Origin of the sequence: Oceanibaculum sp. (genome assembly GCF_022449305.1) — a bacterium.
GTDB classification, from domain to species: Bacteria; Pseudomonadota; Alphaproteobacteria; order Oceanibaculales; family Oceanibaculaceae; genus Oceanibaculum; species Oceanibaculum indicum.
Genome location: NZ_JAKUSO010000030.1, coordinates 1 through 23,838 on the forward strand (window position 1 = coordinate 1; position 23,838 = coordinate 23,838).

Here is a 23,838-nt window from a genome sequence, read left to right on the forward strand (position 1 = left end):
GCGGCGAACAGGCTCAGCTGCTCGCTGACGTCATAGCCCACACCGGCGATGCCCTGATAGGCCAGCACGATGTCGGAGTCGTTGAGGCTGCCCGCACCGACCGGGGCGATGCCGTCATACTTCACGGCCGCGCCGCCGATACCGACACCGAGATAGGGGGTGAAGCCGCCCATGTCGAAATCGTACAGCAGGTTCAGCATCAGCGCCTGGGCGCGGGTGTTGCCGGCGCCGTTCACGCCGCCAACGGTGTCCGCATCGTTGCCGCGGTAGGAGAACTCAAGCTCCAGGCGCGGGGCGCCAAACTTGTAGCCCAGTGCGGCGGCACCTAGCGCGCCGGTGTCGAAATCGGCCTCGCTGCTGATGCCGGAGCCGCTGATGTCGGCGTCTTCCTGCAGGTTGACGCCGGCGCCCAGGCCCAGATACCAGCCATCCGGCTGCGCCAGGGCGGCGGTCGGGAGGCCGACCAGCAGCGCCGCGGCAATGATTGGCGCATTGAACTTCATGGTGTGTACCCTCTTCTTTTTGCAGAAGGAATTATTCGGCGGCCGCGAAGTCCCGTCCGGTACCGCGATGGCCAGCTCCTATTAAGCAATAACAAAAAACTGTGCCGGCTTCACGGGATTCACAGGGACTGTTGCTAGAAGGCTAGGGCTGTGGCCAAAAAGTCACGAAATCCTATTGAAATACCGCGAATCAGCGCTCCGGGCCGCGTTCGGGACTCCGTTCGGGGCCGGGGCCGGGCTTCTTCAGCGGCCGTTCCAGCGCTTCCAGGAACTGCCGGCGCTCCTCCGGCGTCAGCTTTTCGTTGATCGACAGCAGCAGATTATGCAGCACATCCTGCATCGCCGCCGAGCGGTCACGTACCTCTTCCAGCGCCCGGGCCGCCGCATCGGGATCGTAGGGCTGCTTCAGCATCGCCTCGTGCATGCTGCCACGGGCGCGGCGCAGGTCGCGGAAGGCATCGCGCATATTGGCGCGCTCGCGCTCGAACACCGGTTCCAGCTTCTGCCGGGCCTGCTGCGGGACGGCGTATTCCAGCGGACCGAAGCCGAACCGGCGCTCCTTCGGGCCGCGGTCGCCATGCCAGTGCGACAGCGCGCTGCCGGCGATGATGCCGGCCAGCAGCAGGTTCAGCACCAGCGAGGCCGGCAGCAGCCAGCGGCGCAACCGGGATTTCCCCGCAGACCGGTTTTCCGGGGCGTCAGTCATAGCTCGTGTCTCCCGTTCCGTTCTGGCCGGCCAGCGGGCCGAACGCCAGGGCGGCGACATCCTGTTGATCGATGGCGGCAAGGTCGATGGTGGTACTGCCGCCGGAGGTGAAGGGGCTGGTGACCGGGGCAGCGGCGAAGCCCAGCCACAGGCCGATGACAGCGGAGGCGGCCAGTGCTGCCGTGAAGCGCCAGGGCGAATTCGTATTGGCCGGTGCCGGCACGGTAATGGCCGGCGCTACCGGCTGCCGTGCCGCATTCCGGATGCGCGCCGCGAGATCGCCGGCCGGGGCGGGGGCGGGCGGCAGCGCGTCCAGCGCGCGGTCCAGAAGGCGCGCCTGTTCCAGCCGGGCCTGCGCCGCCGGGTCCGACGCCAGCAGGGCCTGCGCTGCGTTGCGTTCCGCCGCCGGCCAGCGCGCCGGGTCGGCGCCATAGGCGTCGAGCAGCGCGTCCAGCCGCCGCTTATCCATATCCTTGTGTCCTTCGGTCATGACAAGCCCTCCAGCAGATCGCGCCCTTGCGCGCCCAGCAGTTCCCGCAATTTGCGCCGGCCCCGCGCCAGCAGCGATTCCAGCGCTTCCTCGCTGATCTCCAGCAAGGCGGATGCCTCGGCCTGGCTCAGCCCTTCGTAGTAGCTCAGCACCAGCGCCGCGCGCTGGCGTTCCGGCAGGCTGTCGAGGGCGTGGCGCACGGCCAGCCCGCGTTCGTCCTCCTCCATCGCCTCGCCGGGGCGGGGGGCCGGGTCGATGCTCTCCGGCGGTTCGTCCATCAGTACCAGCCGGCGGCGGCGCAGCCTGTCGTGGGAAAGGTTGAAGGCGACGCGGTAGAGCCAGCTCTTCAGCCCGGCCTCACCGGGCCGCCAGGATGCCGCGTTGTTCCACAGCCGCAGGAAGCTTTCCTGCGCCACATCCTCGGCCTCCGCCCGGTCGCCCAGCAGACGCCAGGCGAGCCGGTGGACCATGCCGAGATGGCGGTCGAGCAGTAGGGCGAAGGCGGCATCGTCACCGGCGGCGAGACGCAGGATGAGGTTGTCGTCTGAAGGTTCGGACTCGTCCGTCTTCTGCACACGCCATCCCCATTCCGTCGTTCGCCGCACGGCGCCGTTCCTGTCTGATGCCTTGGAAGGGATCAGTCGTGCGTGCCGGGCGCTTCGCCCTGCGGGCCCTTCATGAAGTGCCCGTCACGGAACTTACCATGATGCGGCAGGCCGTCATGCTTATGCTCGAACCGGGCCTGGCGCAGTTCTTCCGTGGTCACCACGCCGTCCCAGTTGGCGTCGAGACGCCCGAACATCGGGGCGGGGGAGTGGCGCTGCTCGTCCGGCCCGATCTTGCCGTCCTTGTTGCGGTCCATCCGCGAGAAGCCGCGTGCGGCCATCTCGTCCAGCCGTGCGGCCATCATCGAGCGGAACTCGTCGGGCGACAAGGCGCCATCCTTGTCGGTATCGAACTTGGCGAGCCGGGCCGCGTGTGCGGCTTCGACCTCCGCGCGGGTGATCTGGCCGTCATTGTTCGCATCGAAGCGTTCCAGCATGTGCTGGACGCGCTGCTCCCGCTGCTCGGCGCTCATTTTGGGGGTGCGCATGTCGTTCACCGCATGGGCGATGCCGGGCAGGGCGGCGAAGCCGCCGAGCGTGATGCCCAGTGCTGCCGCGCCCAGCAGGGCGACTCGCAGGGTGGGGGGCAGGGTCCGCTTGCGGCTGTTGGTTTGTGTGGTCATAGGGTCATCCTTTCGTGTAAGGGGCGGTCCGTTTCTTCCGGACCTGCCCTATACACGCAGGGGCAACGGATTTCCGTCGCGGGGCGTTCTAGCGCCTACCGAACAGCCTTTCGATGTCGGCCAGCTTCAGCTCGACATAGGTGGGGCGGCCATGGTTGCACTGGCCGGAATGCGGCGTCGCCTCCATCTGGCGCAGCAGCGCGCTCATCTCCTCGGCGTTCAGCCGGCGCCCGGCGCGCACTGATCCGTGGCAGGCCATGGTGCCGCAGACATGCGCCAGCCGGTCCTCCAGCGTCAGCGCCTGATCCCATTCGGCGAGGTCGTCGGCAAGGTCGCGGACCAGCCCGGCGGCGTCGGTCTGGCCGAGCAGCACGGGCACCTCGCGCACCACCACGGCGCCGGGCCCGAAGGCCTCGATGACGAGGCCGAGCCTCGCCAGATCCTCGGCGCGCGCGGTCAGCCGCTCGACGGCGGCTTCCTCCAGCTCCACCACCTCGGGCAGCAGCAGCGCCTGGCGCTTCACCCCGTCGCGGGCCAGTGCCTCCTTCATGCGCTCATAGACCAGCCGTTCATGCGCCGCGTGCTGATCGACGATGACGATGCCGTCGGCGGTCTGCGCGACGATATAGGTGCCGTGCAGCTGCGCGGTCGGCACGCCCAAAGGCAGGTTGGCGGGCGGCAGCGCCTCGGGTGTGGGCATCGGCCGGGCGGCGGGCTGGGCCTCCAATCCGGGCAAGGGGGCGTGGTAGTCGTGCAGCGCTTCCGCCAAAGCCCCGCCCTGCGCGGGATAGGCGTAGGCAGGACCGGGCCTGTATTGCGGGCGGAAGCCCGCCGGCGGCCCGTCATTCCGGAAGGCGCCGAGCGCGGCCACCGAGACGGTGGTGGAGGCACGGTGCCCGGCCTCGGCCAGCGCATGCTTCAGCGCCGAGACGATGAGGCCGCGCACCAGCCCCGACTCGCGGAACCGCACCTCCGCCTTCGCCGGGTGCACGTTCACATCCACCGCTTCCGGCGGGATGTCCAGGAACAGCGCCAGCAGCGGGTGCCGGTCATGCGACAGGAAATCCTGATAGGCGCCGCGCACCGCGCCGAGCAGCAGCCGGTCCTTTACCGGGCGGCCATTCACGAACAGGAACTGCATCTGCGCATTGCCGCGATTCAGCGTCGGCAGCCCGGCATAGCCGGTGAGATGCAGCCCCTCGCGCATGGCATCAATGCGCAGCGCATTCTCCGAGAAGGAGTCGCCCATGATCGCGGCCAGCCGGCGTAGCCTGATATCGAACAGCTCACCCTGTCCGGCAGCCAGCTTCACCGAGGTCCGCGCGCCGTCGCCCAGCGTGAATCCCACATGCGGATGCGCCATTGCCAGCCGGTTGATGGTGTCGATCGCCTGGCTGTATTCGGCGCGCGGCGTCTTCAGGAATTTCAGCCGCGCGGGCGTGGCGTAGAACAGGTCGCGCACCTCGACCCGTGTGCCCGGCGGATGGGCGGCGGGTTCGACCGGCAGCTTGCGTCCGCCCTCGATGGATATCTTCCACGCACTGTCCGAGTCCCGCTTGCGCGAGGTGATCGAAAGCCGGCTGACCGCGCCGATGGAGGGCAGCGCCTCGCCCCGGAACCCCAGCGAGGATATCCGCACCAGATCGTCGTCCGGCAGCTTGGAGGTGGCATGGCGTTCGACCGCCAGCTCCAGCTCGTCGGGCGTCATGCCGATGCCGTCATCGCTGACCGAGATCAGCGACTGCCCGCCATCGCGCAGGATCACGTCGATGCGCGTCGCCCCGGCATCCAATGCGTTCTCCACCAGCTCCTTCACAGCGCTGGCCGGGCGCTCCACCACTTCGCCGGCGGCGATCTGGTTGACCAGTATGTCGGGCAGGCGGCGGATGGCCATGGCGGCGTCAGCCCATCGCGCCGAGATAGTCGCGGGTCAGCACCTTGCCCTCCTCGACGGCGGGCTGGTCGAACGGGTCGATATCCAGCAGATGCGCGGCGATGATGGTCTCCAGCATGAAATGCATCATCAGCGCGCCCAGCGTGCCCTCATCCACTGTGTCGATATGGATCAGCCGGGTCGGGCGCTGGTTGCGGATCAGCGTCTCGGCGGTGGCGCGCTGCTCGGCATCCAGCAGATCGCCCATGGTGCGGCCGCGCAGATAGGCGGGTGTTGCCTCCCCGGCCACGCCATCGGCGATGCGCGGGCCGGTGCCCGCGACCTTGCCCAGGATCAAGGTGAACATCTTGTCCGCTGGGCCGGCGAGATAGAGCTGCAGCTGGCTGTGCTGATCGACCGTGCCCAGCGCGTTCACCGGCGTCGTGCCATTGCCGTCCTTGCCCAGGCTTTCCGCCCAGAGCTGCCGGTACCAGAAGCTGAGGTCGTTCAGCTGGTCGAGATAGGGCATCAGCACGGTCTGGCCCGCCCCCCGGCTGTCGGCCAGCAGCAGCGACAGGGCGGCACCCACCGCCGGCGGGCAGTCCATCGGGTCTTTTGCAGCGAAGGCGGTGTCCAGGACCGACTGCGCGCCCCGGCGCAGCGCGCGCACATCCAGCCCGGCGATCAGCGCCGGCAGCGCGCCGACGCAGGACAGCACGGAATAGCGCCCGCCGACCTTCGGATCATGGGTGATCGTCGGGACGCCATAGCGCTTTGCCAGCTTGCGCAGCGGATTATCGGTCTGCTCGGTGATCGCGGTCACATGGGCGGCCACATTCTCCTCGCCGACCGCCAGCACCAGCGGTTCCAGGCAGGTGAGGAACTGCATCAGCGTTTCCGCCGTGCCGCCCGACTTGGAAATGACGATAATGCCGGCGCGCTTGAAATCGACGGCGGCGAACAGCGCCTGGAAGGTGGCCGGATCGACATTGTCCATGAAATGCAGGCGCGGCGTGCCCTCGGGCGGGCCGAAACCCTTGTCGGTGAGGCGATAGAGCGTGCGCCCGCCGAGGCTGGAGCCGCCGGTGCCCAGCACGATCACATCGTCGAACCGGGCGCGGTAATCGGCGGCGATGGCTTCCAGCTCGGGCAGGTCATCCTCGCGCCCCGGCAGGCGCAGCAGCGGCAGGCTGCCCTCCTTGTGCCACTGGCGCAGCGCCGCCAGTGCCGGGGCAGCCAGCGCCACGCGACGCGCCAGCTCGCTCTCGCGCGGACCCGCCGCGCCGATCCGGCCTGACAGGCAGCTCGCTATATCTTGTGTGTAATACATAAACAAACACCATTAATGGGTAAGCTTCAGGGTAGCAAGCCGCCGCCCCTCCGCCAAGGGGGCTGGGGAGGCGGAGCAAGCCCGGCAATGACAGATAGATTTAACGCCGCTGACGCCCCAAAGGCTCCCGGCTCAGGAATCCTGGCCGGGTGCCGGCTTCGTTGCGGTAACGCCCTCGGGCTGGCCGACAATGACGAAGGTCAGGGCCTTCGGGTCGAACAGGCTGGCGGAGAGGCGCTTCAGATCGTCCATCGTCACCGCCTCGATCAGCCCGGCACGGCGGTCCAGATAGTCGATGCCGAGATTCTCGCGCTGGATCGCCACCAGCATGGAGGCGATGCGGCCCGAGCCATCAAGCGACAGAAAGTAGGAACCGGTGAGGTAGGCCTTGGCATCCGCCACCTCATCGGCGGTCGGCCCGTCGCTGGCCATGCGCTGCCATTCCTGCCGGACCAGCGCGATGGACTCCGCGACCCGCGCATTGGCGGTGCCCACACTGCCGGCGATGGCCGCTGAATGATCCATCGGCGCGAGGCCGGCGGAGACGGAATAGGCGAGGCCGCGCTTTTCCCGGATTTCCTCGGTCAGGCGGGAGCCGAAGCCGCCGCCCATGATCTCCATCAGGATGGCGGCAGCGAAATAGTCGGGATCGTCGCGCTTCAGCCCGCGCTGGCCGAACAGCACCGTGCTCTGCGGCATGGTGCGGTCGATCACCATCACATCGCCGGCGAAGGCCGGCTGCACATCGGGAATTTCCGGCAGGCTTGCCGTGGCCGGCAGGGTGCCGAAGATGCGGTCGAGCGCCGGGGCCAGCTCCTCCGGCGTGATGTCGCCGACCACGCCGACCAGCAGATTGGCGCGGGAGAAGCGCTGGCTGACCACCTGCTTCAGATCGGCAGGGGTCAGGGCGGCGACCGATTCCGGTGTACCGCTGCCGCGCCGGCCATAGGGATGGTCCGGATAGGCGCTGGTCCAGAAGGCGCGGCTGGCGATGCTGCCCGGCCGTTCGCGCTCGCGCTTCAGCCCGACCAGCATCTGGCCACGCACCCGTTCCAGCGGCTCGGGGTCGAAACGCGGCTGGGTCAGGGCGAGGCGCAGCATGTCGAACGCGGTGTCGCGGTTCTCGGTCAGGGTGCGCAGCCCGCCGCTGATCCCGTCCTGGCTGGCGGAGAAACCCAGCGAGATCGACAAATCGGCCAGCTTCTTCTGGAAGGCCTGGCTGTCCATGTCGCCGGCGCCCTCGGTCAGCAGGCTGGTCGTCATGCTGGCCAGCCCTTCCTTGCCGTCAGGATCGGCGGTGGCACCCGCGCCGCGGAAGCCAGCCTCCAGCGCGATGATCGGGTTGCTATGGTCCTCGACCAGCCAGGCCTCGATGCCGCCGGGGCTGACCACGCGCTTGATCTCGTGGGCGCGGGCCGGGGAGGCGACGGCCAGCAACGCCAGCAGCGGGAGGATGACGAGCAGGCGGGAAAGATGGGTCCGCATTGTCTGATCCTTATTCGGGCTTAGCTGGCGGGCTTAGCTTGCGGGTTTCGGGCGCAGGATGCCGGTGACCGACTGTTCGGGCTTCAGCACGGCGCGGGCGGCGGCCTCCACCTGGTCACGGGTCACGGCCTCGATGCGCGCCGGCCAGGCCTCAACATCCTCCAGCGTCTGGCCGGTGGCCAGCGCGCGGCCGATGACGTTGGCCGGGCCGCGGATGCTGTCGCGGGCGAACACCGCGTCGGCGCGCAGCCGCTGCTTGGCGTCGGCGATCTCCTGGTCGGTCACGCCCTTTTCCAGCAATGCCGCGATCTCGGCATCGATGGCGGCCTCGACCTTCTCAATCTCCACGCCGGGCTTCGGCGAGCCATAGAAGCCGAAACCGCCCGGCCCCAGCGCATCGGCGCTGTAATAGGCGCCCGCCGAGACGGCGAGGCCATCCTCGATCACCAGCTTGCGGTAGAGCCGGCTGGTCGGGCCGCCGGACAGGATTTCCGCCAGCACATCCAGCGCATAGGCATGTTCCGTCTCGCCCCAGACATAGGAAGGGGCAAGATATTGGCGGGAGACGCTGGGCTGCTGCACGCGGGCGTCGCTCAATTCCAGCCGGCGGGCAGCCTGCTGCGGCGGTTCGTCCACGCGGTCGCGGGGCGCAATCTCGCGGCGCGGGATCGGGCCGTAATATTTCTCCGCCAGCGGGCGCACCTGCTCCACCGTCACATCGCCGGCGATCACGACGAAGGCGTTGTTCGGCACATACCAGCGCTGGTACCAGTCCAGCGCGTCCTGGGTCGTGAGCGTGCGCATCTCCGATTCCCAGCCGATGATCGGGATGCGGTAGGGGTGGTGCAGATACTGCGCGGCACGCATCTGCTCGCCCAGGATGGCGCTGGGGTTATTGTCGATGACCTGCCGGCGTTCCTCCAGGATCACGTCGCGTTCTGGCAGCACGACCGCGTCGGTCAGTGCCAGATTGGCCATGCGGTCGGCCTCCAGCTTCATCATCAGCTCCAGCCGGTCGGCGGCGACGGTCTGGAAATAGGCGGTGTAGTCCCAGGATGTGAAGGCGTTGTCCTGGCCGCCATTGCGGTTGACGATGCGGCTGAACTCACCGGGAGCCAGCTCGCCGGTGCCGCGGAACATCAGATGTTCGAGGAAATGCGCGATGCCTGACTTGCCGCGCTGCTCGTCGGCCGATCCGGTGCGGTACCAGACCATATGGGTGACGACGGGGATGCGATGGTTCTCCACCACCACCACCTGCAGCCCGTTCTCCAGCGTGAAGCTCTTCGGATTGAAGACGGCGGCCTGGCCTGGCGTCGCGGCGAACAGCAGCGCCAGTACGGCGCAGAGGGCGGCAATCGGGCGGAAGAGGACGGATCTCGGCAGGGTCATGGCGCCTGTTCCTCGGGGGTCGGGTCGGTAGAGTAATCCAGCCCGATCAATATGGCCCGATGATGGCGCGGCGGCGAGGTGTGCGTACTAGGTTGGGGGAAATAAAAACGCGGCGGCCCAGAAGACCGCCGCGCCATGCTTTCGGAAGGGCGAAAGGTCAGAAGGTCAGCAGCTCGGCGCGGATGACGCCGGGCAGGGCGCGGATGCGCTGCAGCACCGCATCCTCGACCGTGCCGTCGATATCGACCAGCGACAGGGCGACGCCGCCCTTCTCGGTCCGGCCAAGATAGAAGCTGGCGATGTTGATGCCGGCCTCGCCCAGCGTGCTGCCCAGCTTGCCGATGAAGCCCGGCTCGTCACGGTTGCGCACATACAGCATGGTGGCGCCGAAATCGGCCTCCATGCTGATCCCGCGCACCTCGACCAGGCGCGGCGCGCGGCCGCCGAACAGCGTGCCGGCGACGGTGCGGGTCTGCGAGCCGTCGGTGGTGGTCACCCGCACCAGCGTCTGGTAGTCGCAGTCGCGGTCATGCGCGGTCAGGCTGACGGCGATGTCGCGCTGGCGGGCGAAGCTGGGCGCGTTCACCATGTTCACGCTGTCGCTGATCGGCTTCATCAGCCCGGCCAGCGCTGCCGCCAGGATCGGCTTGCTGTTCAGCGTGGCGGCGTGGCCTTCCAGCTCCACCGTTACCTGGCCGATGCCCTCGACGGTCAGCTGGCCCAGCATGCTGCCCAGATATTCGGCCAGCTGCATGTAGGGCTTCAGCTTCGGCGCGTCCTCGGCGGAGACCGAGGCCACGTTCACGGCGTTGGAGATGGCGCCGGTCAGCAGATAGTCGGCCATCTGCTCGGCGACCTGCAGCGCCACATTCTCCTGCGCTTCCGAGGTGGCGGCGCCGAGATGCGGTGTCACCACCACATTCTCCATGCCGAACAGCGCGTTCTCCTTGGCCGGCTCGACCTCGAACACGTCCAGCGCGGCGCCGGCGACATGGCCGGATTCCAGGGCTGCCTTCAGCGCCGCCTCATCGATCAGGCCGCCGCGCGCGCAATTGACAATGCGCACGCCCGGCTTGGTCTTGGCGATGTTCTCGGCGTTCAGGATGTTGCGGGTCGAATCGGTCAGCGGCGTGTGCAGCGTGATGAAGTCGGCGCGGGCCAGCAGCTCGTCCAGCTCCACCTTCTCGATGCCGATATCCTGCGCGCGCTCCTCGGTCAGGAAGGGATCGAAGCCGATCACCTTCATCTTAAGCCCCTGCGCCCGGTCGATGACGATCGAGCCGATATTGCCGCAGCCGATGACGCCCAGCACCTTGCCGAACAGCTCCACGCCCATGAAGCGGTTCTTCTCCCACTTGCCGGCATGGGTGGAGGCGTTGGCTTCGGGAATCTGCCGGGCCAGCGCCATCATCATCGAGATCGCGTGTTCGGCGGTGGTGATGGAGTTGCCGAACGGCGTGTTCATGACGACCACGCCCTTCTTCGTTGCAGCCGGCACATCGACATTGTCGACGCCGATACCGGCGCGACCGATCACCTTCAGGCCGCCGGCCTTTTCCAGCACGGCTTCCGTCACCTTGGTGGCGGAGCGGATGGCGAGGCCATCGTAATTGCCGATGACGGACACCAGCTCGTCGGCCTTCATGCCGGGCTTGTAGTCCACCTCGATCCCGCGCTCGCGGAAAATATCGACGGCGCGCTCCGACAGCGCATCGGAGATCAGAACCTTGGGCATCGTCTTCCTATTCTTTCAACAGCAGGGGGATCAGGCGGCCTTGGCGGCCTCATTCTTCACCTGGGCATAGGCCCAGTCGAGCCAGGGCAGCAGGGCCTCTATATCGGATGTCTCGACCGTGGCACCGCCCCAGATGCGCAGGCCCGCGGGGGCATCGCGATAGGCGCCGATGTCGTAGCCCACGCCCTCGGCCTCGACCAAAGCGGCCAGCTTCTTGGCGGCCGCGGCCTGCGCCTCGGCGGACAGGCCGGTGAACCAGCTGTCCTTGATGACCAGGCAGATCGAGGTGCTGGAACGGGTCTCCTTCGTCTCCGGCAGGAAGGCCGCCCAGTCGCTCTTCTCGACCCAGGCCTCGACGGCCTTCAGGTTGGCCTGGCTGCGCGCGATCAGCCCCTTCAGCCCGCCGAGGCTCTCGGCCCAGCGCAGCGCGTCGATCTGGTCCTCGACGCAGAGCATGGAGGGCGTGTTGATGGTCTCGCCCTTGAAGATGCCTTCGTTCAGCTTGCCGTTCTTGGTCATGCGGAACAGCTTGGGCAGCGGCCAGGCCGGCTTGTAGCTCTCCAGCCGCTCGACGGCGCGCGGGGAGAGGATCAGCATGCCGTGCTGCGCCTCGCCGCCCAGCACCTTCTGCCAGGAATAGGTGACGGCATCCAGCTTGTCCCAGGGCAGGTCCATGGCGAAGGCGGCGGAGGTGGCGTCGCACAGCGTCAGCCCCTCGCGGTCGGCGGGGATCCAGTCGCCATTGGGCACGCGCACGCCGGAGGTGGTGCCGTTCCAGGTGAATACAACATCACGCGAGAAATCGACCTGGCCGAGGTCCGGCAGCTTGCCGTAATCGGCCTCGATCACCCGCACATCGGTCAGCTTCAGCTGCTTCAGAATGTCGGTCACCCAGCCGGAGCCGAAGCTCTCCCACGCCAGCGCATCGACGCCGCGCGCGCCCAGCAGGGTCCACATCGCCATCTCGAAGGCGCCGGTGTCGGAGGCCGGCACGATGCCGATGCGCCAGTCGGCCGGCACGCCGAGGATGGCGCGGGTGCGGTCGATCACCTCGGCCAGCTTGGCCTTGCCCAGCTTGGCGCGGTGCGAGCGGGCTACGGCAGCGTCGGACAGCGCGGCGGGCGACCAGCCCGGACGCTTGGCGCAGGGGCCGGAGGAAAAGTACGGGACGGCGGGGCGCGTATTCGGCTTCATGGCGGGGTTCCCCTATTTTCGGTGCCGCTAATGGAGGCGGTGGCGGGCGATACTAAGCGCATAATGCTGCATCGCGTCAATGCACAGCTTGACGCAGGGGGCATGCCATCGGGCGGCCTGTAAAGGGCGCTTACAGGCCAGCATTTCCGCCGCTTTCACCCTGCGGAAGGCATTTCCGCCACGCAGAAGGGGGAGGGGTGCGTTTCCTCTCAGAACCGTTTGGGCAACCATGCCCTGAAAGCGATGCGCGCGCAGGGCCACCACTCCAACTGTCACCCCCGCACTTGTTGCGGGGGTCCAGGCTTCCGCTAGCTGGATCGTTTGCCGAGTAAGCTGAAGCCTGGATTCCCGGGACAAGCCGGGAATGACGATGGATAAGGATCAACCACCACCTCCCATAATGCCGCCGCCGCCCGCCGATCCCGGTTGCATCCGCCGGCGATATGCCGCATGCAGGCATCAGGTGAGGAAAGCCAAGGGGCCGGCCCATGTTCGGCATGCTGAAAACGGTCGCGGCGCTGCTGGTCAGCGTTGCCCTGCTGCTGCTGGCGAACGGGCTGTTCTCCACGCTGCTGGCGGTGCGCATGACGGCCGAGGGGTTCTCGACCGGCCTCGCCGGCCTGGTCGGCGCCGCCTATTTCGCCGGTCTCGTCGCCGGCAGCCTGATCGCCCACAAGCTGGTGGAGCGGGTCGGCCATATCCGCACCTTCGCCGCCCTGGCCTCGCTGATCTCCGCCTTCGCCATGGCGCATGCGATCTTCGTCGATCCGCTGGTCTGGGCGGTGCTGCGCGGGCTGACCGGCATCTGCATGGCCGGCGTCTTCGTGGTCACCGAAAGCTGGCTGAACGGCGCCGCGACCAACCAGAATCGCGGCCAGATGCTCTCAGCCTACCTCATCACCACCTATCTGGCGCTGGGTCTCGGCCAGTTCCTGCTGACCGCCTATGACCCGACCAGCTTCGTGCTGTTCAGCCTGGCCTCGATCCTGTTCTCGGTCTCGCTGGTGCCGCTGGCGCTGGACCGGCAGGCCAGCCCGACGCCGGTGCAGCCGGCGCGCTTCAGCTTCGCCAAGCTGTACCGGATATCGCCGCTGGGTGTTATCGGCTGCCTGGCCAGCGGCGTGCTGACCGGCGCCTTCTACGGGCTGGGGCCGATCTTCGCCGCCGAGATGGGGCTGTCGCTGGCCGGTATCTCCGCCTTCATGAGCGCCACCATCCTGGGCGGGCTAGTGCTGCAATGGCCGGTCGGCAAGCTGTCTGACCGGTTCGACCGGCGCAGCGTCATGGTCGCCGTGCTGGTGGCCGCCGCCCTGGTCAGCCTCGCCGTCGTGCCGGCGCTCGGCCTGTCTTTCGAGCTGCTGCTGGCGGTAGCCGCGCTGCAGGGCGGCCTCAGCTTCGTGGTCTATCCGCTGAGCGTCGCCCATACCAACGACCATATCGCCGCAGACGATCTGGTCCCGGCCTCGGCCGGTCTGCTGATCGCCTATGGCGCGGGGGCGGTGATCGGCCCGCTGGGCGCCTCGCAGGCGATGGAGATGGCGGGGCCGGCGGCGCTGTACTACACGCTGGCGCTGACCTCGCTGCTGGTTGCCGGCTTCGGCCTGTACCGGATGACCCGCCGCGCCGCGCCGACGGTGGAGGAGCAAGGGCCGTTCGTGCCGCTGACCCGGATGACCGGCGTGGCCTCGGAACTCGACCCGCGCGGCGAAGAAGACGCCGCTGCCGGCTGAACTCAGGTCAGCGCCTCGATATCGTCCGCCGACAGATTGCCCGGCACCACGGTGATCGGTACGCGCATCTTGCCGGCGACCTTGCCGACCAGATGATTGACCAGCGGCCCCGGCCCTTCCGGTCCGGTACTGGCGGCCAGCACCAGGATGGAGATGCCGGGCTCCTCGTCGATCAGCTGCAGGATCTGGTCCCGCCGCCGCCCCTCGCGGATATAGACGACCGGGATCTTGCCGGTGATCGCCGCCGCCTGGTCGGAACAGCGGGCGACACTCTCCTCCGCCTCCTGGCGCTTCTCCTCGCGAATCAGGTCGCCGACCGACATCCAGGGCTCGATATCCTCCGGCTCGATCACATAAAGCATGGCCAGGCGGCCGCGCGAGTTGCGTGCGCGGTGGGCGGCATAGCGCAGCGCCGCCGCCATCTCCGGCGTATCGTCCACGACCACCAGGAAGACGCGTTCGTGCTGCTTTGCAGGCATGTCGTCCTCCGCTCCGGGGTTGCTATCAGGCATATCGGTCATCGTCGTCAGCTCTTTCGGAAGATGAGCGAGGCCAGCCATCCTGCCATCACCGCGATGATGACGGCAATCGCGCCGTAGGCGGCCGAGTGATTGTAGGCGAATTCGTACACATCGGCGCCGAAGCCGGCCTTGCTGACCAGCAGCGGCGTGGTCTGGGCGCTGACCACCTCCTGCTCGCGGATCAGATAGACGGTAACGGTATAATTGCCGGTCGGCACGTTGGACGGCAGGAACAGCCGGGTACGGAACAGCGTCCGGCCGACAAAGCCGACCTGCCCGACGGTCGGCGGATACAGCCCGCGCGCCTGCTTGCGGCGGATCAGCGCGGTGCGGAAATCGGCCTCGTCGGCGGGGGTGACGGATTGCCCCTCGGCCAGCGGCAGGCGCAGATTGCCGGTGCCGATCTCCAGCCGCGAACGGACCGCCTCGTTGGCGATCTCGTCGAGCGGCCGGCTGCTGGCGATGGCATAGAAGGAGGGCACGCCGGAAAAGCCGATGGAGCGCGCGGTCAGCCAGATGCCGAGCAGCTTGTCCTTGCGCCTGACGATCACATCCTGGGTCGGGCCGGTCACCGAGACCACCACATCGCCCTCGCCCTCGATGGCGCCGAACAGCAGCACCTCGGTGCCGGTGAAGCCGGCGGTGATCGCCACCAGATGGTTGGAAAGGTCGGCCACCAGCTCCTGCGCCGAGGCGCGCCCGGCCGGCAGCAGCAAGATCAGCGCCAGCAGGATCGGTGCGATGGGTGCCGGCAGGCGGTTTGCCGCGGCGCTATTCATGGCCGCCCCCTCATGGCCGCCCCGGGAACTGCAGGGAATAGAAGTCGCCCGGCACCGCCACCAGGTCGAACAGCAGCTTGCCGCAGACGACCAGCACCAGCAGCGCCAGCAATGCCCGCAGCTGCTCGCCGCGCAGGGCGGCGCCGAAGCGCGCGCCGGTCTGTGCCCCCAGCACGCCGCCGGCCAGCAGCAGCAGCGCCAGGAACACGTCCACCGTCTGGTTCTGGTAGGCCTGCAGGAAGGTGACGTTGGCGGTGACGAAGATGACCTGGAACAGCGAGGTGCCGACCACGATGGCGGTCGGCATGCCCAGCAGATAGATCATCGCCGGCATCAGCATGAAGCTGCCGCCGACACCCATGATCGCCGACAGGATGCCGACCACGGCGCCGATGGCGAAGGGCAGCAGCGCGCTGATATAGAGCTTGGACTGGCGGAACCGCATCTTCAGCGGCAGGCCGTGCAGCCAGTTATGTTCGTGCAGCTTGCCGCGCCGGGCCACACCACGCCGGCGGCGCACGATCGCGCGCAGCGATTCCTGCAGCATCAGCAGGCCGACGATGCCGAGCAGGAAGACGTAGAGCAGCGAGATGATGAGGTCGATCTGGCCCAGCGTCTGCAGCCAGCTGAACACCCAGACGCCGATGGTCGAGCCGAACAGACCGCCGGCCAGCAGCACCGCGCCCATCTTGAAATCGACATTCTTGCGCCGCCATTGCGCGATGACGCCGGAAACCGAGGCGGCGACGATCTGGTTGGCCTGGGTGCCGACCGCGACAGCGGGGGGAATGCCGATGAAGATCAGCAGCGGCGTCATCAGGAAGCCGCCGCCGACGCCGAAAATGCCGGAGAGGAACCCCACCACCCATCCCATCCCGAGAATCAGGATGACGTTCACCGACATTTCGGCGATGGGCAGATAGACATGCATGGGTCGCGTGGGCCGCCAGAATAAGGACGCGCGCCGATCAAGGGCGCTTATAGTGTGGCGCTAACCACAACGGTACGCAATGGATAGTGTCGGTATCGCGGTATTTTTACCGCCTGGCCCGCTCAGCCCTGTTCGATCGGCAGGCCGGCCTGCTCCCAGGCAATGATGCCGCCGCCCAGCCGGTGGATCGGCGCGCCCTTGGGCGCCAGTCCGGATGCCGCCAGCATCTCGGCCGCGGCACCGCAGCGCACGCCGCTGCGGCAGTGGAACACCAGCTTCTTGCCCGGCGGCAGGTCGATCGCCGCCGGGTCGAAGGAAGAGAGCGGCAGCAGCATGGCGCCGGGAATGCGGGCCTGTGCCCATTCCTGCGGCTCGCGCACATCGACCAGCAGCACCTCGTCGCGGCTCATCCAGTCCTGGATGGTTTCCGGCGATTCGATGCGGATGTCGGGTGCGCTCATGCCGGCCGCTCCGTCAGGCCTCAGGCCGCGTCGGCCTGCTGCACCGGGGCAGAGTTGTAGAGGCCGTACAGCGTGTTGAGGATGGTGGTCACCTCCTCGGTCGAGACCGAGTAGAAGATGGTCTGGGCCGAGCGGCGGGTCTTCACCAGCCCGTCGCGGCGCAGCCGGGCCAGATGCTGGGACAGGGCGGACTGGCTCAGCTTCACCAGCTTTTCCAGCTCGCTGACGGACTTCTCGCCCTCGCTCGCCAGGAGGTGGAGGATGAGAAGGCGGCGCTCGTTGCCCATGGCTTTCAGTACGGCGCTGGCACGTCGGGTGTTCTGCTTGAACATCGCGATTTCCTAGATAAACCCTATATGGTGAGAAGCCGGTAACAGCTTGCGGGACGGTCCGCATACCCTGCCACCGCTAAGGATGGCGTATTGCGAACCAGTTGCTGCGCTTATCTAGTGGAAAAAACAGGAAATGCCAATGAATAAGGAAGCGTGCGGCGGAGCGACGCAGGCGGTCGAGCTGGATACGACGGGTCTGAAATGCCCGCTGCCGGTGCTGAAGGCCCGCAAGAAACTGCGCGAGGTGCCGCCCGGCGGACAGCTGAAGGTGCTGGCCACGGACCCCGGCGCGGTCAAGGATTTCGAGGCTTTCTGCGAGGCGACGGGCACACGCTACCTGTCCTGGGACCAGGCCGGCGAGGTCTATACCATCCTGCTGGAACGCCCGGCATAGGAGCGGGGCTCACCTGCGTTTTGTGCATAGCAGCAATCAGGGCGGTTTCTTGCGGGTTTCGCACCTTGCGGGATAGAGTGCCGCCCAATGGAAAATACCTGGTTAACAACCCAGCACTGAAGACCGCATTAAGAGGAAGAGGCCCATGGCTGCCCACAAGATCGCGATCATTCCCGGCGACGGCATCGGCACCGAGGTGGTGCCCGAGGGGCTGAAGGTGCTGGACGCCGCCGGCCGCAAGTTCGGCATCGACTACGAGTTCACCCATTTCGACTGGTCGTGCGAGCGCTACAAGGATACCGGCGAGTTCATGCCGAAGGACGGCATCGAGCAGCTCTCCGGCCATGAGGCGATCTTCCTGGGCGCGGTCGGCTGGCCCGGCGTGCCGGACCATGTCTCGCTGTGGGGCCTGCTGATCCCGATCCGCCGCGAATTCGACCAGTATGTGAATCTGCGCCCGGTGCGCCTGTTCGAGGGCGTGCGCAGCCCGCTGGCCGGCCGCAAGCCGGGCGATATCGACTATTACGTCGTGCGGGAGAATTGCGAGGGCGAATATTCCTCGATGGGCGGCCGCCACAATCGCGGCACCGAGCACGACATGGCGATCCAGGAATCGGTGTTCACCCGGCGCGGCGTGGACCGCGTGATGAAGTTCGCCTTCGAGCTGGCGGCGCGGCGCGGCAAGCATGTCACCTCGGCCACCAAGTCGAACGGCATCATCCACACCATGCCGTTCTGGGACGAGCGGTTCGAGGAAATGAAGCAGGCCTATCCGGGCTTCAAGACGGACCAGTTCCATATCGACATCCTGACCGCGCATTTCGTGCAGCACCCGGACTGGTTCGACGTGGTCGTGGCCTCCAACCTGTTCGGCGACATCCTGTCGGACCTCGGGCCCGCGACCACCGGCACCATCGCCATCGCGCCCTCGGCCAATCTGAACCCGGAGGGCAAGCACCCCTCGATGTTCGAGCCGGTGCACGGCTCCGCCCCGGACATTGCCGGCAAGGGCATCGCCAACCCGATCGGCCAGATCTGGTCCGGCGCGATGATGCTGCAGCATATGGGCTATCAGGACGCGCATGACGCCATCCTGAAGGCCATCGAGACGGTGCTGAAGGAAGGCGGGCCGAAGACGCCGGATCTGGGCGGCCAGGCCAGCACCGCCGATCTCGGCTCCGCCATTGCCGAGGTCGTGGCGTCGTCATGACCCTGTGGTTCGAGGATTTCGCGGTCGGCCAGCGTTTCGAGACGCCGGGCGTCACGCTGTCGGAAGCGCAGATCCTCGACTTTGCCTTCCAGTACGACCCGCAGCCTTTCCATATCGACAAGCCGGCGGCGGAGGCCGGCCCGTTCGGCGGGCTGATCTCCAGCGGCTTCCAGACGCTGGCGGTCAGCTTCCGGCTGACCTACCAGCTGGGGCTGATCGCCGAGTCGGGCATGGGCGCCTTCGGGATGGACGAGTTGCGCTGGCAGCAGCCGGTCAGGCCAGGTGACACGCTGAAGGTGGTGCTGTCGGTGCTGGAGGTGCGCGCCTCCGGCTCCAAGCCGGACCGCGGCTTCGTCACCTTCGGCTACGAGACCTTCAACCAGAACGGCGAGAAGGTGATGAGCTTCAAGGCCGCGCAGATCGTGCGCAGAAGGCCGGCCTAGCTTATCAATCCGCCGCGTCGGAGAAGCCAGAGGGCGAGGCGTCGGAAAGCGCCGGCAGCCGCACCTTCGCCGCCGCTTCCAGGATCAGCGATGCATCCGCGCCGGGCCGGTGCGCGTTCTCCGACAGATACCGGCGGAAGGCGCGGGCACCCGGCAGCCCGTTATAGAGGCCCAGAATATGCCGGGTCATGTGGGCCAGCGGCGTGCCCTCGGCCAGTTCCCGCTCGACATAGGGGATGAAGGCTTCCAGCGCTTGCCGACGGCTGGGCGCGGGCGCGGAGGCGCCGAAGAAGCGCCGGTCGGCCTCGGCCAGCATATAGGGCTCCTGATAGGCCGCACGCCCGATCATCACGCCATCGACCTCTGCCAGATGCGCCGCCGCCTGGTCCAGCGAGGTCACGCCGCCATTCAGCACGATGGTCAGTTCCGGCAGCTCCTGCTTCAGCCGATAGACCAGCTCGTAGCGCAGCGGCGGAATCTCGCGGTTCTCCTTCGGGCTCAGCCCCTTCAGCCAGGCCTTGCGTGCATGCACGATGAAAGTCCGGCAGCCGGCATCCGCGACGGTTTCGATGAAGCGCTTCAGGTCGGCGTAATCCTCCATCTCGTCCACGCCGATGCGCGACTTCACCGTGACCGGCAGGGAGGTGGCGGCGATCATCGCCTTCACGCCGGCCGCGACGGTCTGCGGCTCGGCCATCAGGCAGGCGCCGAAGCGGCCCTTCTGCACCCGGTCGCTGGGGCAGCCGCAATTCAGGTTCACCTCGTCATAGCCGAAGCCCGCGACGATCTCCGCCGCGCGCGCCAGATCGTCCGGCTCCGACCCGCCCAGCTGGCAGGCGACCGGATGCTCGGCCGCGTCGAAGCGCAGCAGCCGCTGCCGGTCGCCATGCAGCACGGCGCCGGTCGTCACCATCTCGGTATAGAGCAGCGCATGCCGGCTGATCTGCCGCAGGAAGAAGCGGTCATGCCGGTCCGTCCAGTCCATCATCGGGGCGACGGAGAGAATATGCGCGGGCGGAGCCTTCATGGCGCTTCAGGTACGTCTTATCCGCGCGCACGTCAATGTGGGGGGATGGGGGATTCGGTTCACATCTATGGTTCGCATTGCTGCCATCGCTGTAGAAAGCCAGCCGTAAAGTAGGTTGGTGTTAGTCAGCGAGATGGCGAATAGCGATCAGGATTGGCCTAAACAGCACCTCTTGTATTTTTTCCCACTGCCACACGGGCATAGTTCATTGCGCCCCACTTTACTATGCAATTTACCTCGCGACAGCATCTTAACCGGAACCATTGGCTTTTTAGGTAATGCAGAGATTGCTTTCTCCATACGCGGGTCGCGTTTCCATTTCTCTTCGATGGCTACCGCACCTCGGATATCTCCAGTTCCGGGAGCAAGGAGCAGCCCATACCAAACATCCGATTTAGTATCGTATTTCTTTAGTCCACAGTGGGTAAGCAAACGCTCTTTAGCGGACTCTTCCGGTAGTGAATTGATGTGAATGGTGAAGCCTGACTTGTCTGAAGCCGATGGCAAAGAAAAGTCGTGATGTCGCCCGTCTTTGGCTGCGGAATTAAGCAATCGATGAATGCCTTTGTTGATATGGGTGGCGGTATCGGAGCTGAACTGAAGGAACAGCATTCCAAGTCCGACAAGTTCAGGAATTGCACTAGCTTCAAATTCAGAAATTAATCTACCAATGGGCGTCCCTTCAAAGCGAGTTAGAATGCCTTTTGGTGTTCGTTCCCCGGGAGCTCCTAATCTACGTGCGAGCATTGCGATGTCGAGGGAACTGGTGAAATCGTCAGCCAAGTTCACCATGCTATATTTATCTTCCAACCAAAGGTTTTGTTTTAGATGATATCCTAGGTTCGTTAATTCTTGATTTGCCAGTATTTTTTTATCAAATTTAGATCTTAGAGTGATGTAATTTAGAAGCTGTAATGGCGTTTCTAGTATTTCTGTGAGTACATCGATAAAAAACAAATCGGAAATTATGGGTGATTGTATATTTCCTGTGGCTCTGGTTTTCAAGAACTGCCGAACCTGCGCAGCCAGGGCAGGAAAATGATCCGATACACAACACACAGGGAATATTTTCGTCGGTCTCTTCGCAAACTCTATTTTATTACCGGACGATGATACGAACTGACATTGATTGTCTAAGAGTGCGTCCGCGCACAGCAAGGCCTGATCATAGGCATCGTGAATCGCCTTTTTAAAATCGCCCTTTAGCTGCAGGTCGTTTCCTTTACGCGCCTCAATGGTTAACCGTTTTGATTTGGCTTGAAATATAATCGCTCGGTCTCCATACACGACCAAGACATCTGCTTCCGTAACGCGATCTTTCCCCTTATAGATATCCACATTGCGAAAGACATGCCGGGGCCCAAACACACGGGTAAGACGATCTGCCAAGAACTGTTCAGCAAAAGCTCCGCGGTTCTTAGAAGCTGTTGAGGCGTAGGATTTGTCTGCGGCCATCCAAAAGAATGGTGCTTCATAAAGCGCTTCTAGCAGACTGTAATGCTGGAAGAGTACGTATGAATCGCTGTCTATTTTTATAATCGGAGCGGCATTTGCTTCATTAAAGGCGCTAAGGCTAGAAAAGGAAGAATTTTTCTTTTTTAGATCAATGGTAAATGCCATCAGAATGCGTTCTATTTTTTCACTATCAAATCCTGTTGTCTTTTCTAAATCTTGAGCTTTAAAAATGTATCCAGGCAGGAAAGTCCATTGACTTGGATGAAGCTTGACCGTCGCCTCACGAAGGCCCATGATTTTTTGCATCTGAAAGTCTCTGAGCTTTCGAGAAACAATGCAGGCTTCATCAATTGAAAACCCAAATTTTGATATAAGCCAGTCGTTATCTTCTTTATATTTTTGTAATGATAATTCTTCATACTGAAAATTGTAAGCCGATTCACCACCGTAGAAAATAGGTTCTCTTAATCCTTCGGCGGTATTAAATGGATCAATGCGATTTGCTTTCTTAGGATTTTTTGCGGCCACTTCAAATGCGGCTAGCCAGGGTTTCTGGAGGCTCATATGCATTTCATGGAGCAGTGTTTCTGACTGGTCTATGTAATCTTGAAGGGTAGATGACATGGGGATGTCCATATCAATCTCCCCTTTCGCCATTAGGCCAATGAGTGTCGAAATTTCAGTCCTAATTAACTGCTTGTGGGAGTATTGACGCTGGACATCAGCCTCTATGATCTGCTTTCCAGAAAAACGAATAAGATTATCACGCCAGCAGAAATATGCGATGGCATGTATGTATCCTGGAGAGCTGCAAAGAATTCTTAAATCCTCGAATACTTCAGATTCCATTCTTGAGTTTTTTGCTGTTATTTCTTCTTTTTTCATAAAAGTCCCCCAATTTATTTAAGTCCTAGCTCTAGTGGCAATAGTTTCGGCCTTCTGTGAGGTAATGCAAACGTGGCCTGCTTCAGGCCTGGTTGTAGTATTTATATTTCAATACTTTAGGTTGAAACATTACAATTAGTAAAGCCAGCAAAATCGTGCTTGCGTAAACCGTTCCCCCCACTCCGGGATGGATTTTCGGGGCGGATCGTACTAGAGGTCAGGGCCGCGCGCTCCGGTGAGGGGCGCTGCTGTTGCCTGTCCGCCAGGACGGCCCTCTGGCCTGGCCCTTGGCCTGTAGCCGGCCCGGTCCCTCATGGGAGTCGCATGACCCAGACCCGCATCGCCGTCTCGCACGTCACCAAGCGGTATTTCCTGTACCGCACGGCGCTGGAGCGTCTGCTGCATGCCGGTTTCGGACTGGCGGCCAAGCCGGTGCGCGCCTTCGAGGCGCTGAACGATGTCTCCTTCGAGGTAAAGGCGGGGGAGTGCGTCGGTCTGGTCGGGCGCAACGGTTCGGGCAAATCGACCCTGCTCTACCTCATCGCCAACACGCTGGCGCCCACCTCCGGCACTGTCGCGGTGAATGGCCGGCTGGCGGCGCTGCTGGAGCTGGGGTCGGGCTTCAACCCGGAATTCACCGGCCGCGAGAACATCTTCTTCTATGCCGCCATGCTGGGGCTGAAGCGCGAGGAGATTGCCGCCCGCTTCGAGGAGATCGTGGAGTTCGCCGGCATCCGCGATTTCATCGACCAGCCGGTGAAGACCTATTCGTCGGGCATGACTGTGCGGCTGGCCTTCTCCGTCACCACCTGCATCGAGCCGGAAATCCTGATCGTGGACGAGGCGCTGGCGGTCGGCGACGAGGCGTTCCAGCGCAAATGCATCGCCCGCATGGCGGACCTCCGGTCGCGCGGCACCACCATCCTGTTCGTCAGCCACAATGCGCGCAGCGTCATCGAGCTGTGCGACCGCGCCATCCTGCTGGACCGCGGCGAGAAGCTGGTGGACGGCAAGCCGGACGAGGTGATCGTCGCCTATCGCCGCATGCTCTATATGGAGGGCGCGCGCTACGAGGCCTACCGGCAGGAGCTGAAGGCGCATAATGGCGACCCGAAGCCGCTGCTGCTGGCGCGCGAGACGGAGAACGGATCGAACGGCAACGGCGCGGCTGAGGCCCAGGGCGAGCGGCAGGCGGATGCCGCCTATTTCGACGAGTCCCTGAAGCCCGAGAGCATGCTGATGCACGAGCCGGCGGGGGCCGTCATCTCGGAACCGGCGATCTGCCTGATCGGTTCCGATGGCACGCCGGGCGCGCGGGTGAACATGCTTAAGCGCGGCGAGGAGTATATCGTGCGCTACCGCGTGCGCTTCGAGGAGGAGGCCCGCGATGTCGGTTTCTCGGTCAGCATGCAGTCGATGAACGGCGTCATGCTGGGCGGCGGCTCGCTGGTACTGGCCGACGAGACCATCCCGTTCGTGCCGGCCGGCAGCGTGATCGAGGCGCGGCACGTGTTTTCCTGCCGGCTGCTGGCCGGCACCTATTTCGCCAGCGTCGGCTGTTCGGCGGTGAAGGATGGCGCGCGCCAGCCGCTGCATCGCATCGCCGACGCGCTGATGTTCTCCGTCCTGCCGGAGAAATCCTATAACGGGCGTGGCATGGTGGATTTCGCCTTCCGCAGCGGCCATGCCGTGATCTCGGGCGGCGCGGAACAGGATCGAAAGGCGGGAGAGTAA

23 protein-coding genes are annotated in these 23,838 nt (G+C 64.9%); 5 read left to right on the forward strand and 18 right to left on the reverse strand.

Going from position 1 to position 23,838, the window contains the following annotated elements; translation table 11 throughout:
* The 11 genes from MK313_RS10515 to MK313_RS10565 form a co-directional block, all read right to left on the reverse strand.
* Positions 1–503, reverse strand: a 503-nt coding sequence (locus MK313_RS10515) for an outer membrane protein (protein WP_287781425.1), incomplete at its 3' end; no start/stop codon positions are given.
* Between the two features lie 190 nt (positions 504–693).
* Positions 694–1,209, reverse strand: coding sequence for a periplasmic heavy metal sensor (locus MK313_RS10520; protein ID WP_287781427.1), 516 nt, complete (start codon positions 1,207–1,209; stop codon positions 694–696).
* Positions 1,202–1,699: a hypothetical protein gene (locus MK313_RS10525; RefSeq protein ID WP_008945803.1), complete on the reverse strand. Its 498-nt coding sequence runs from the start codon at positions 1,697–1,699 to the stop codon at positions 1,202–1,204. Before MK313_RS10525 ends, MK313_RS10520 begins: the two co-directional genes overlap by 8 nt.
* A complete protein-coding gene (locus MK313_RS10530) occupies positions 1,696–2,304 on the reverse strand; it encodes an RNA polymerase sigma factor (RefSeq protein WP_287781429.1) in 609 nt (202 codons plus the stop codon). The genes MK313_RS10525 and MK313_RS10530 overlap by 4 nt, the downstream gene beginning before the upstream one ends.
* A gap of 32 nt (positions 2,305–2,336) precedes the next feature.
* A complete protein-coding gene (locus MK313_RS10535) occupies positions 2,337–2,927 on the reverse strand; it encodes an EF-hand domain-containing protein (protein WP_287781431.1) in 591 nt (196 codons plus the stop codon).
* A gap of 88 nt (positions 2,928–3,015) precedes the next feature.
* Positions 3,016–4,821: a DNA mismatch repair endonuclease MutL gene (gene mutL, locus MK313_RS10540; protein ID WP_287781433.1), complete on the reverse strand. Its 1,806-nt coding sequence runs from the start codon at positions 4,819–4,821 to the stop codon at positions 3,016–3,018.
* 7 nt (positions 4,822–4,828) lie between these two features.
* Positions 4,829–6,130 (reverse strand): glucose-6-phosphate isomerase, encoded by a 1,302-nt coding sequence (locus tag MK313_RS10545; RefSeq protein ID WP_287781435.1) that lies wholly within the window; start codon positions 6,128–6,130, stop codon positions 4,829–4,831.
* Positions 6,131–6,262: 132 nt separating this feature from the next.
* Positions 6,263–7,615, reverse strand: coding sequence for a M16 family metallopeptidase (locus MK313_RS10550; RefSeq protein WP_287781436.1), 1,353 nt, complete (start codon positions 7,613–7,615; stop codon positions 6,263–6,265).
* A 33-nt stretch (positions 7,616–7,648) separates the two neighbouring features.
* A complete protein-coding gene (locus MK313_RS10555; protein ID WP_287781437.1) occupies positions 7,649–9,007 on the reverse strand; it encodes a M16 family metallopeptidase in 1,359 nt (452 codons plus the stop codon).
* A gap of 157 nt (positions 9,008–9,164) precedes the next feature.
* Positions 9,165–10,742, reverse strand: a complete 1,578-nt coding sequence (gene serA, locus MK313_RS10560) for a phosphoglycerate dehydrogenase (RefSeq protein WP_008945796.1) — start codon at positions 10,740–10,742, stop codon at positions 9,165–9,167.
* Positions 10,743–10,772: 30 nt separating this feature from the next.
* Entirely contained in the window at positions 10,773–11,936 is a 1,164-nt protein-coding gene (locus MK313_RS10565) for a phosphoserine transaminase (RefSeq protein WP_008945795.1), read from the reverse strand.
* A 488-nt stretch (positions 11,937–12,424) separates the two neighbouring features.
* Between MK313_RS10565 and MK313_RS10570 the strand changes: the two genes are divergently transcribed.
* The gene (locus tag MK313_RS10570; RefSeq protein WP_121219439.1) at positions 12,425–13,666 is read left to right on the forward strand and encodes an MFS transporter; all 1,242 of its coding nucleotides are present in this window, start codon (positions 12,425–12,427) and stop codon (positions 13,664–13,666) included.
* Positions 13,667–13,668: 2 nt separating this feature from the next.
* On the opposite strand, the gene MK313_RS10575 is transcribed toward MK313_RS10570, so the two are convergent.
* The 5 genes from MK313_RS10575 to MK313_RS10595 all read right to left on the reverse strand — a co-directional run bounded on the left by MK313_RS10575 (position 13,669) and on the right by MK313_RS10595 (position 16,690).
* Positions 13,669–14,145 (reverse strand): universal stress protein, encoded by a 477-nt coding sequence (locus MK313_RS10575; protein WP_202802408.1) that lies wholly within the window; start codon positions 14,143–14,145, stop codon positions 13,669–13,671.
* Between the two features lie 47 nt (positions 14,146–14,192).
* Positions 14,193–14,966, reverse strand: coding sequence for a TIGR02186 family protein (locus MK313_RS10580; RefSeq protein WP_287781440.1), 774 nt, complete (start codon positions 14,964–14,966; stop codon positions 14,193–14,195).
* A 10-nt stretch (positions 14,967–14,976) separates the two neighbouring features.
* A complete protein-coding gene (locus MK313_RS10585) occupies positions 14,977–15,897 on the reverse strand; it encodes a sulfite exporter TauE/SafE family protein (protein WP_008945791.1) in 921 nt (306 codons plus the stop codon).
* A 122-nt stretch (positions 15,898–16,019) separates the two neighbouring features.
* Positions 16,020–16,358, reverse strand: a complete 339-nt coding sequence (locus tag MK313_RS10590) for a rhodanese-like domain-containing protein (RefSeq protein WP_287781441.1) — start codon at positions 16,356–16,358, stop codon at positions 16,020–16,022.
* Between the two features lie 20 nt (positions 16,359–16,378).
* Positions 16,379–16,690 (reverse strand): ArsR/SmtB family transcription factor, encoded by a 312-nt coding sequence (locus tag MK313_RS10595; protein ID WP_008945789.1) that lies wholly within the window; start codon positions 16,688–16,690, stop codon positions 16,379–16,381.
* A 139-nt stretch (positions 16,691–16,829) separates the two neighbouring features.
* Between MK313_RS10595 and MK313_RS10600 the strand changes: the two genes are divergently transcribed.
* From MK313_RS10600 to MK313_RS10610, 3 genes are all read left to right on the forward strand, one after another.
* Positions 16,830–17,084, forward strand: a complete 255-nt coding sequence (locus MK313_RS10600) for a sulfurtransferase TusA family protein (protein WP_008945788.1) — start codon at positions 16,830–16,832, stop codon at positions 17,082–17,084.
* A gap of 145 nt (positions 17,085–17,229) precedes the next feature.
* Positions 17,230–18,294, forward strand: a complete 1,065-nt coding sequence (locus tag MK313_RS10605) for a tartrate dehydrogenase (protein ID WP_287781442.1) — start codon at positions 17,230–17,232, stop codon at positions 18,292–18,294.
* Positions 18,291–18,737 carry a MaoC family dehydratase gene (locus MK313_RS10610; protein WP_287781444.1) on the forward strand — a complete coding sequence of 149 codons (447 nt, stop codon included), beginning with the start codon at positions 18,291–18,293 and terminating at the stop codon, positions 18,735–18,737. Before MK313_RS10605 ends, MK313_RS10610 begins: the two co-directional genes overlap by 4 nt.
* Before the next feature lie 4 nt (positions 18,738–18,741).
* Here MK313_RS10610 and dusA read toward each other — a convergent pair whose 3' ends face one another.
* On the reverse strand, positions 18,742–19,764 hold the full coding sequence (gene dusA, locus MK313_RS10615) for a tRNA dihydrouridine(20/20a) synthase DusA (RefSeq protein WP_287781446.1): 1,023 nt from the start codon (positions 19,762–19,764) through the stop codon (positions 18,742–18,744).
* 147 nt (positions 19,765–19,911) lie between these two features.
* The gene (locus tag MK313_RS10620) at positions 19,912–22,104 is read right to left on the reverse strand and encodes an SEC-C domain-containing protein (RefSeq protein ID WP_287781448.1); all 2,193 of its coding nucleotides are present in this window, start codon (positions 22,102–22,104) and stop codon (positions 19,912–19,914) included.
* A gap of 324 nt (positions 22,105–22,428) precedes the next feature.
* Here MK313_RS10620 and MK313_RS10625 point away from each other — a divergent pair, with 324 nt between their 5' ends.
* Positions 22,429–23,838: an ABC transporter ATP-binding protein gene (locus MK313_RS10625; protein WP_287781450.1), complete on the forward strand. Its 1,410-nt coding sequence runs from the start codon at positions 22,429–22,431 to the stop codon at positions 23,836–23,838.

Coding starts and splice junctions, on each gene's coding strand:
- MK313_RS10520 (WP_287781427.1), bottom strand. CDS start 1,209: ATGACTGACGCCCCGGAAAACCGGTCTGCGGGGAAATCCCGGTTGCGC.
- MK313_RS10525 (WP_008945803.1), bottom strand. CDS start 1,699: ATGACCGAAGGACACAAGGATATGGATAAGCGGCGGCTGGACGCGCTG.
- MK313_RS10535 (WP_287781431.1), bottom strand. CDS start 2,927: ATGACCACACAAACCAACAGCCGCAAGCGGACCCTGCCCCCCACCCTG.
- mutL (WP_287781433.1), bottom strand. CDS start 4,821: ATGGCCATCCGCCGCCTGCCCGACATACTGGTCAACCAGATCGCCGCC.
- MK313_RS10545 (WP_287781435.1), bottom strand. CDS start 6,130: ATGTATTACACACAAGATATAGCGAGCTGCCTGTCAGGCCGGATCGGC.
- MK313_RS10550 (WP_287781436.1), bottom strand. CDS start 7,615: ATGCGGACCCATCTTTCCCGCCTGCTCGTCATCCTCCCGCTGCTGGCG.
- MK313_RS10555 (WP_287781437.1), bottom strand. CDS start 9,007: ATGACCCTGCCGAGATCCGTCCTCTTCCGCCCGATTGCCGCCCTCTGC.
- serA (WP_008945796.1), bottom strand. CDS start 10,742: ATGCCCAAGGTTCTGATCTCCGATGCGCTGTCGGAGCGCGCCGTCGAT.
- MK313_RS10565 (WP_008945795.1), bottom strand. CDS start 11,936: ATGAAGCCGAATACGCGCCCCGCCGTCCCGTACTTTTCCTCCGGCCCC.
- MK313_RS10570 (WP_121219439.1), top strand. CDS start 12,425: ATGTTCGGCATGCTGAAAACGGTCGCGGCGCTGCTGGTCAGCGTTGCC.
- MK313_RS10575 (WP_202802408.1), bottom strand. CDS start 14,145: ATGCCTGCAAAGCAGCACGAACGCGTCTTCCTGGTGGTCGTGGACGAT.
- MK313_RS10580 (WP_287781440.1), bottom strand. CDS start 14,966: ATGAATAGCGCCGCGGCAAACCGCCTGCCGGCACCCATCGCACCGATC.
- MK313_RS10585 (WP_008945791.1), bottom strand. CDS start 15,897: ATGCATGTCTATCTGCCCATCGCCGAAATGTCGGTGAACGTCATCCTG.
- MK313_RS10590 (WP_287781441.1), bottom strand. CDS start 16,358: ATGAGCGCACCCGACATCCGCATCGAATCGCCGGAAACCATCCAGGAC.
- MK313_RS10595 (WP_008945789.1), bottom strand. CDS start 16,690: ATGTTCAAGCAGAACACCCGACGTGCCAGCGCCGTACTGAAAGCCATG.
- MK313_RS10600 (WP_008945788.1), top strand. CDS start 16,830: ATGAATAAGGAAGCGTGCGGCGGAGCGACGCAGGCGGTCGAGCTGGAT.
- MK313_RS10605 (WP_287781442.1), top strand. CDS start 17,230: ATGGCTGCCCACAAGATCGCGATCATTCCCGGCGACGGCATCGGCACC.
- MK313_RS10610 (WP_287781444.1), top strand. CDS start 18,291: ATGACCCTGTGGTTCGAGGATTTCGCGGTCGGCCAGCGTTTCGAGACG.
- dusA (WP_287781446.1), bottom strand. CDS start 19,764: ATGAAGGCTCCGCCCGCGCATATTCTCTCCGTCGCCCCGATGATGGAC.
- MK313_RS10620 (WP_287781448.1), bottom strand. CDS start 22,104: ATGAAAAAAGAAGAAATAACAGCAAAAAACTCAAGAATGGAATCTGAA.
- MK313_RS10625 (WP_287781450.1), top strand. CDS start 22,429: ATGACCCAGACCCGCATCGCCGTCTCGCACGTCACCAAGCGGTATTTC.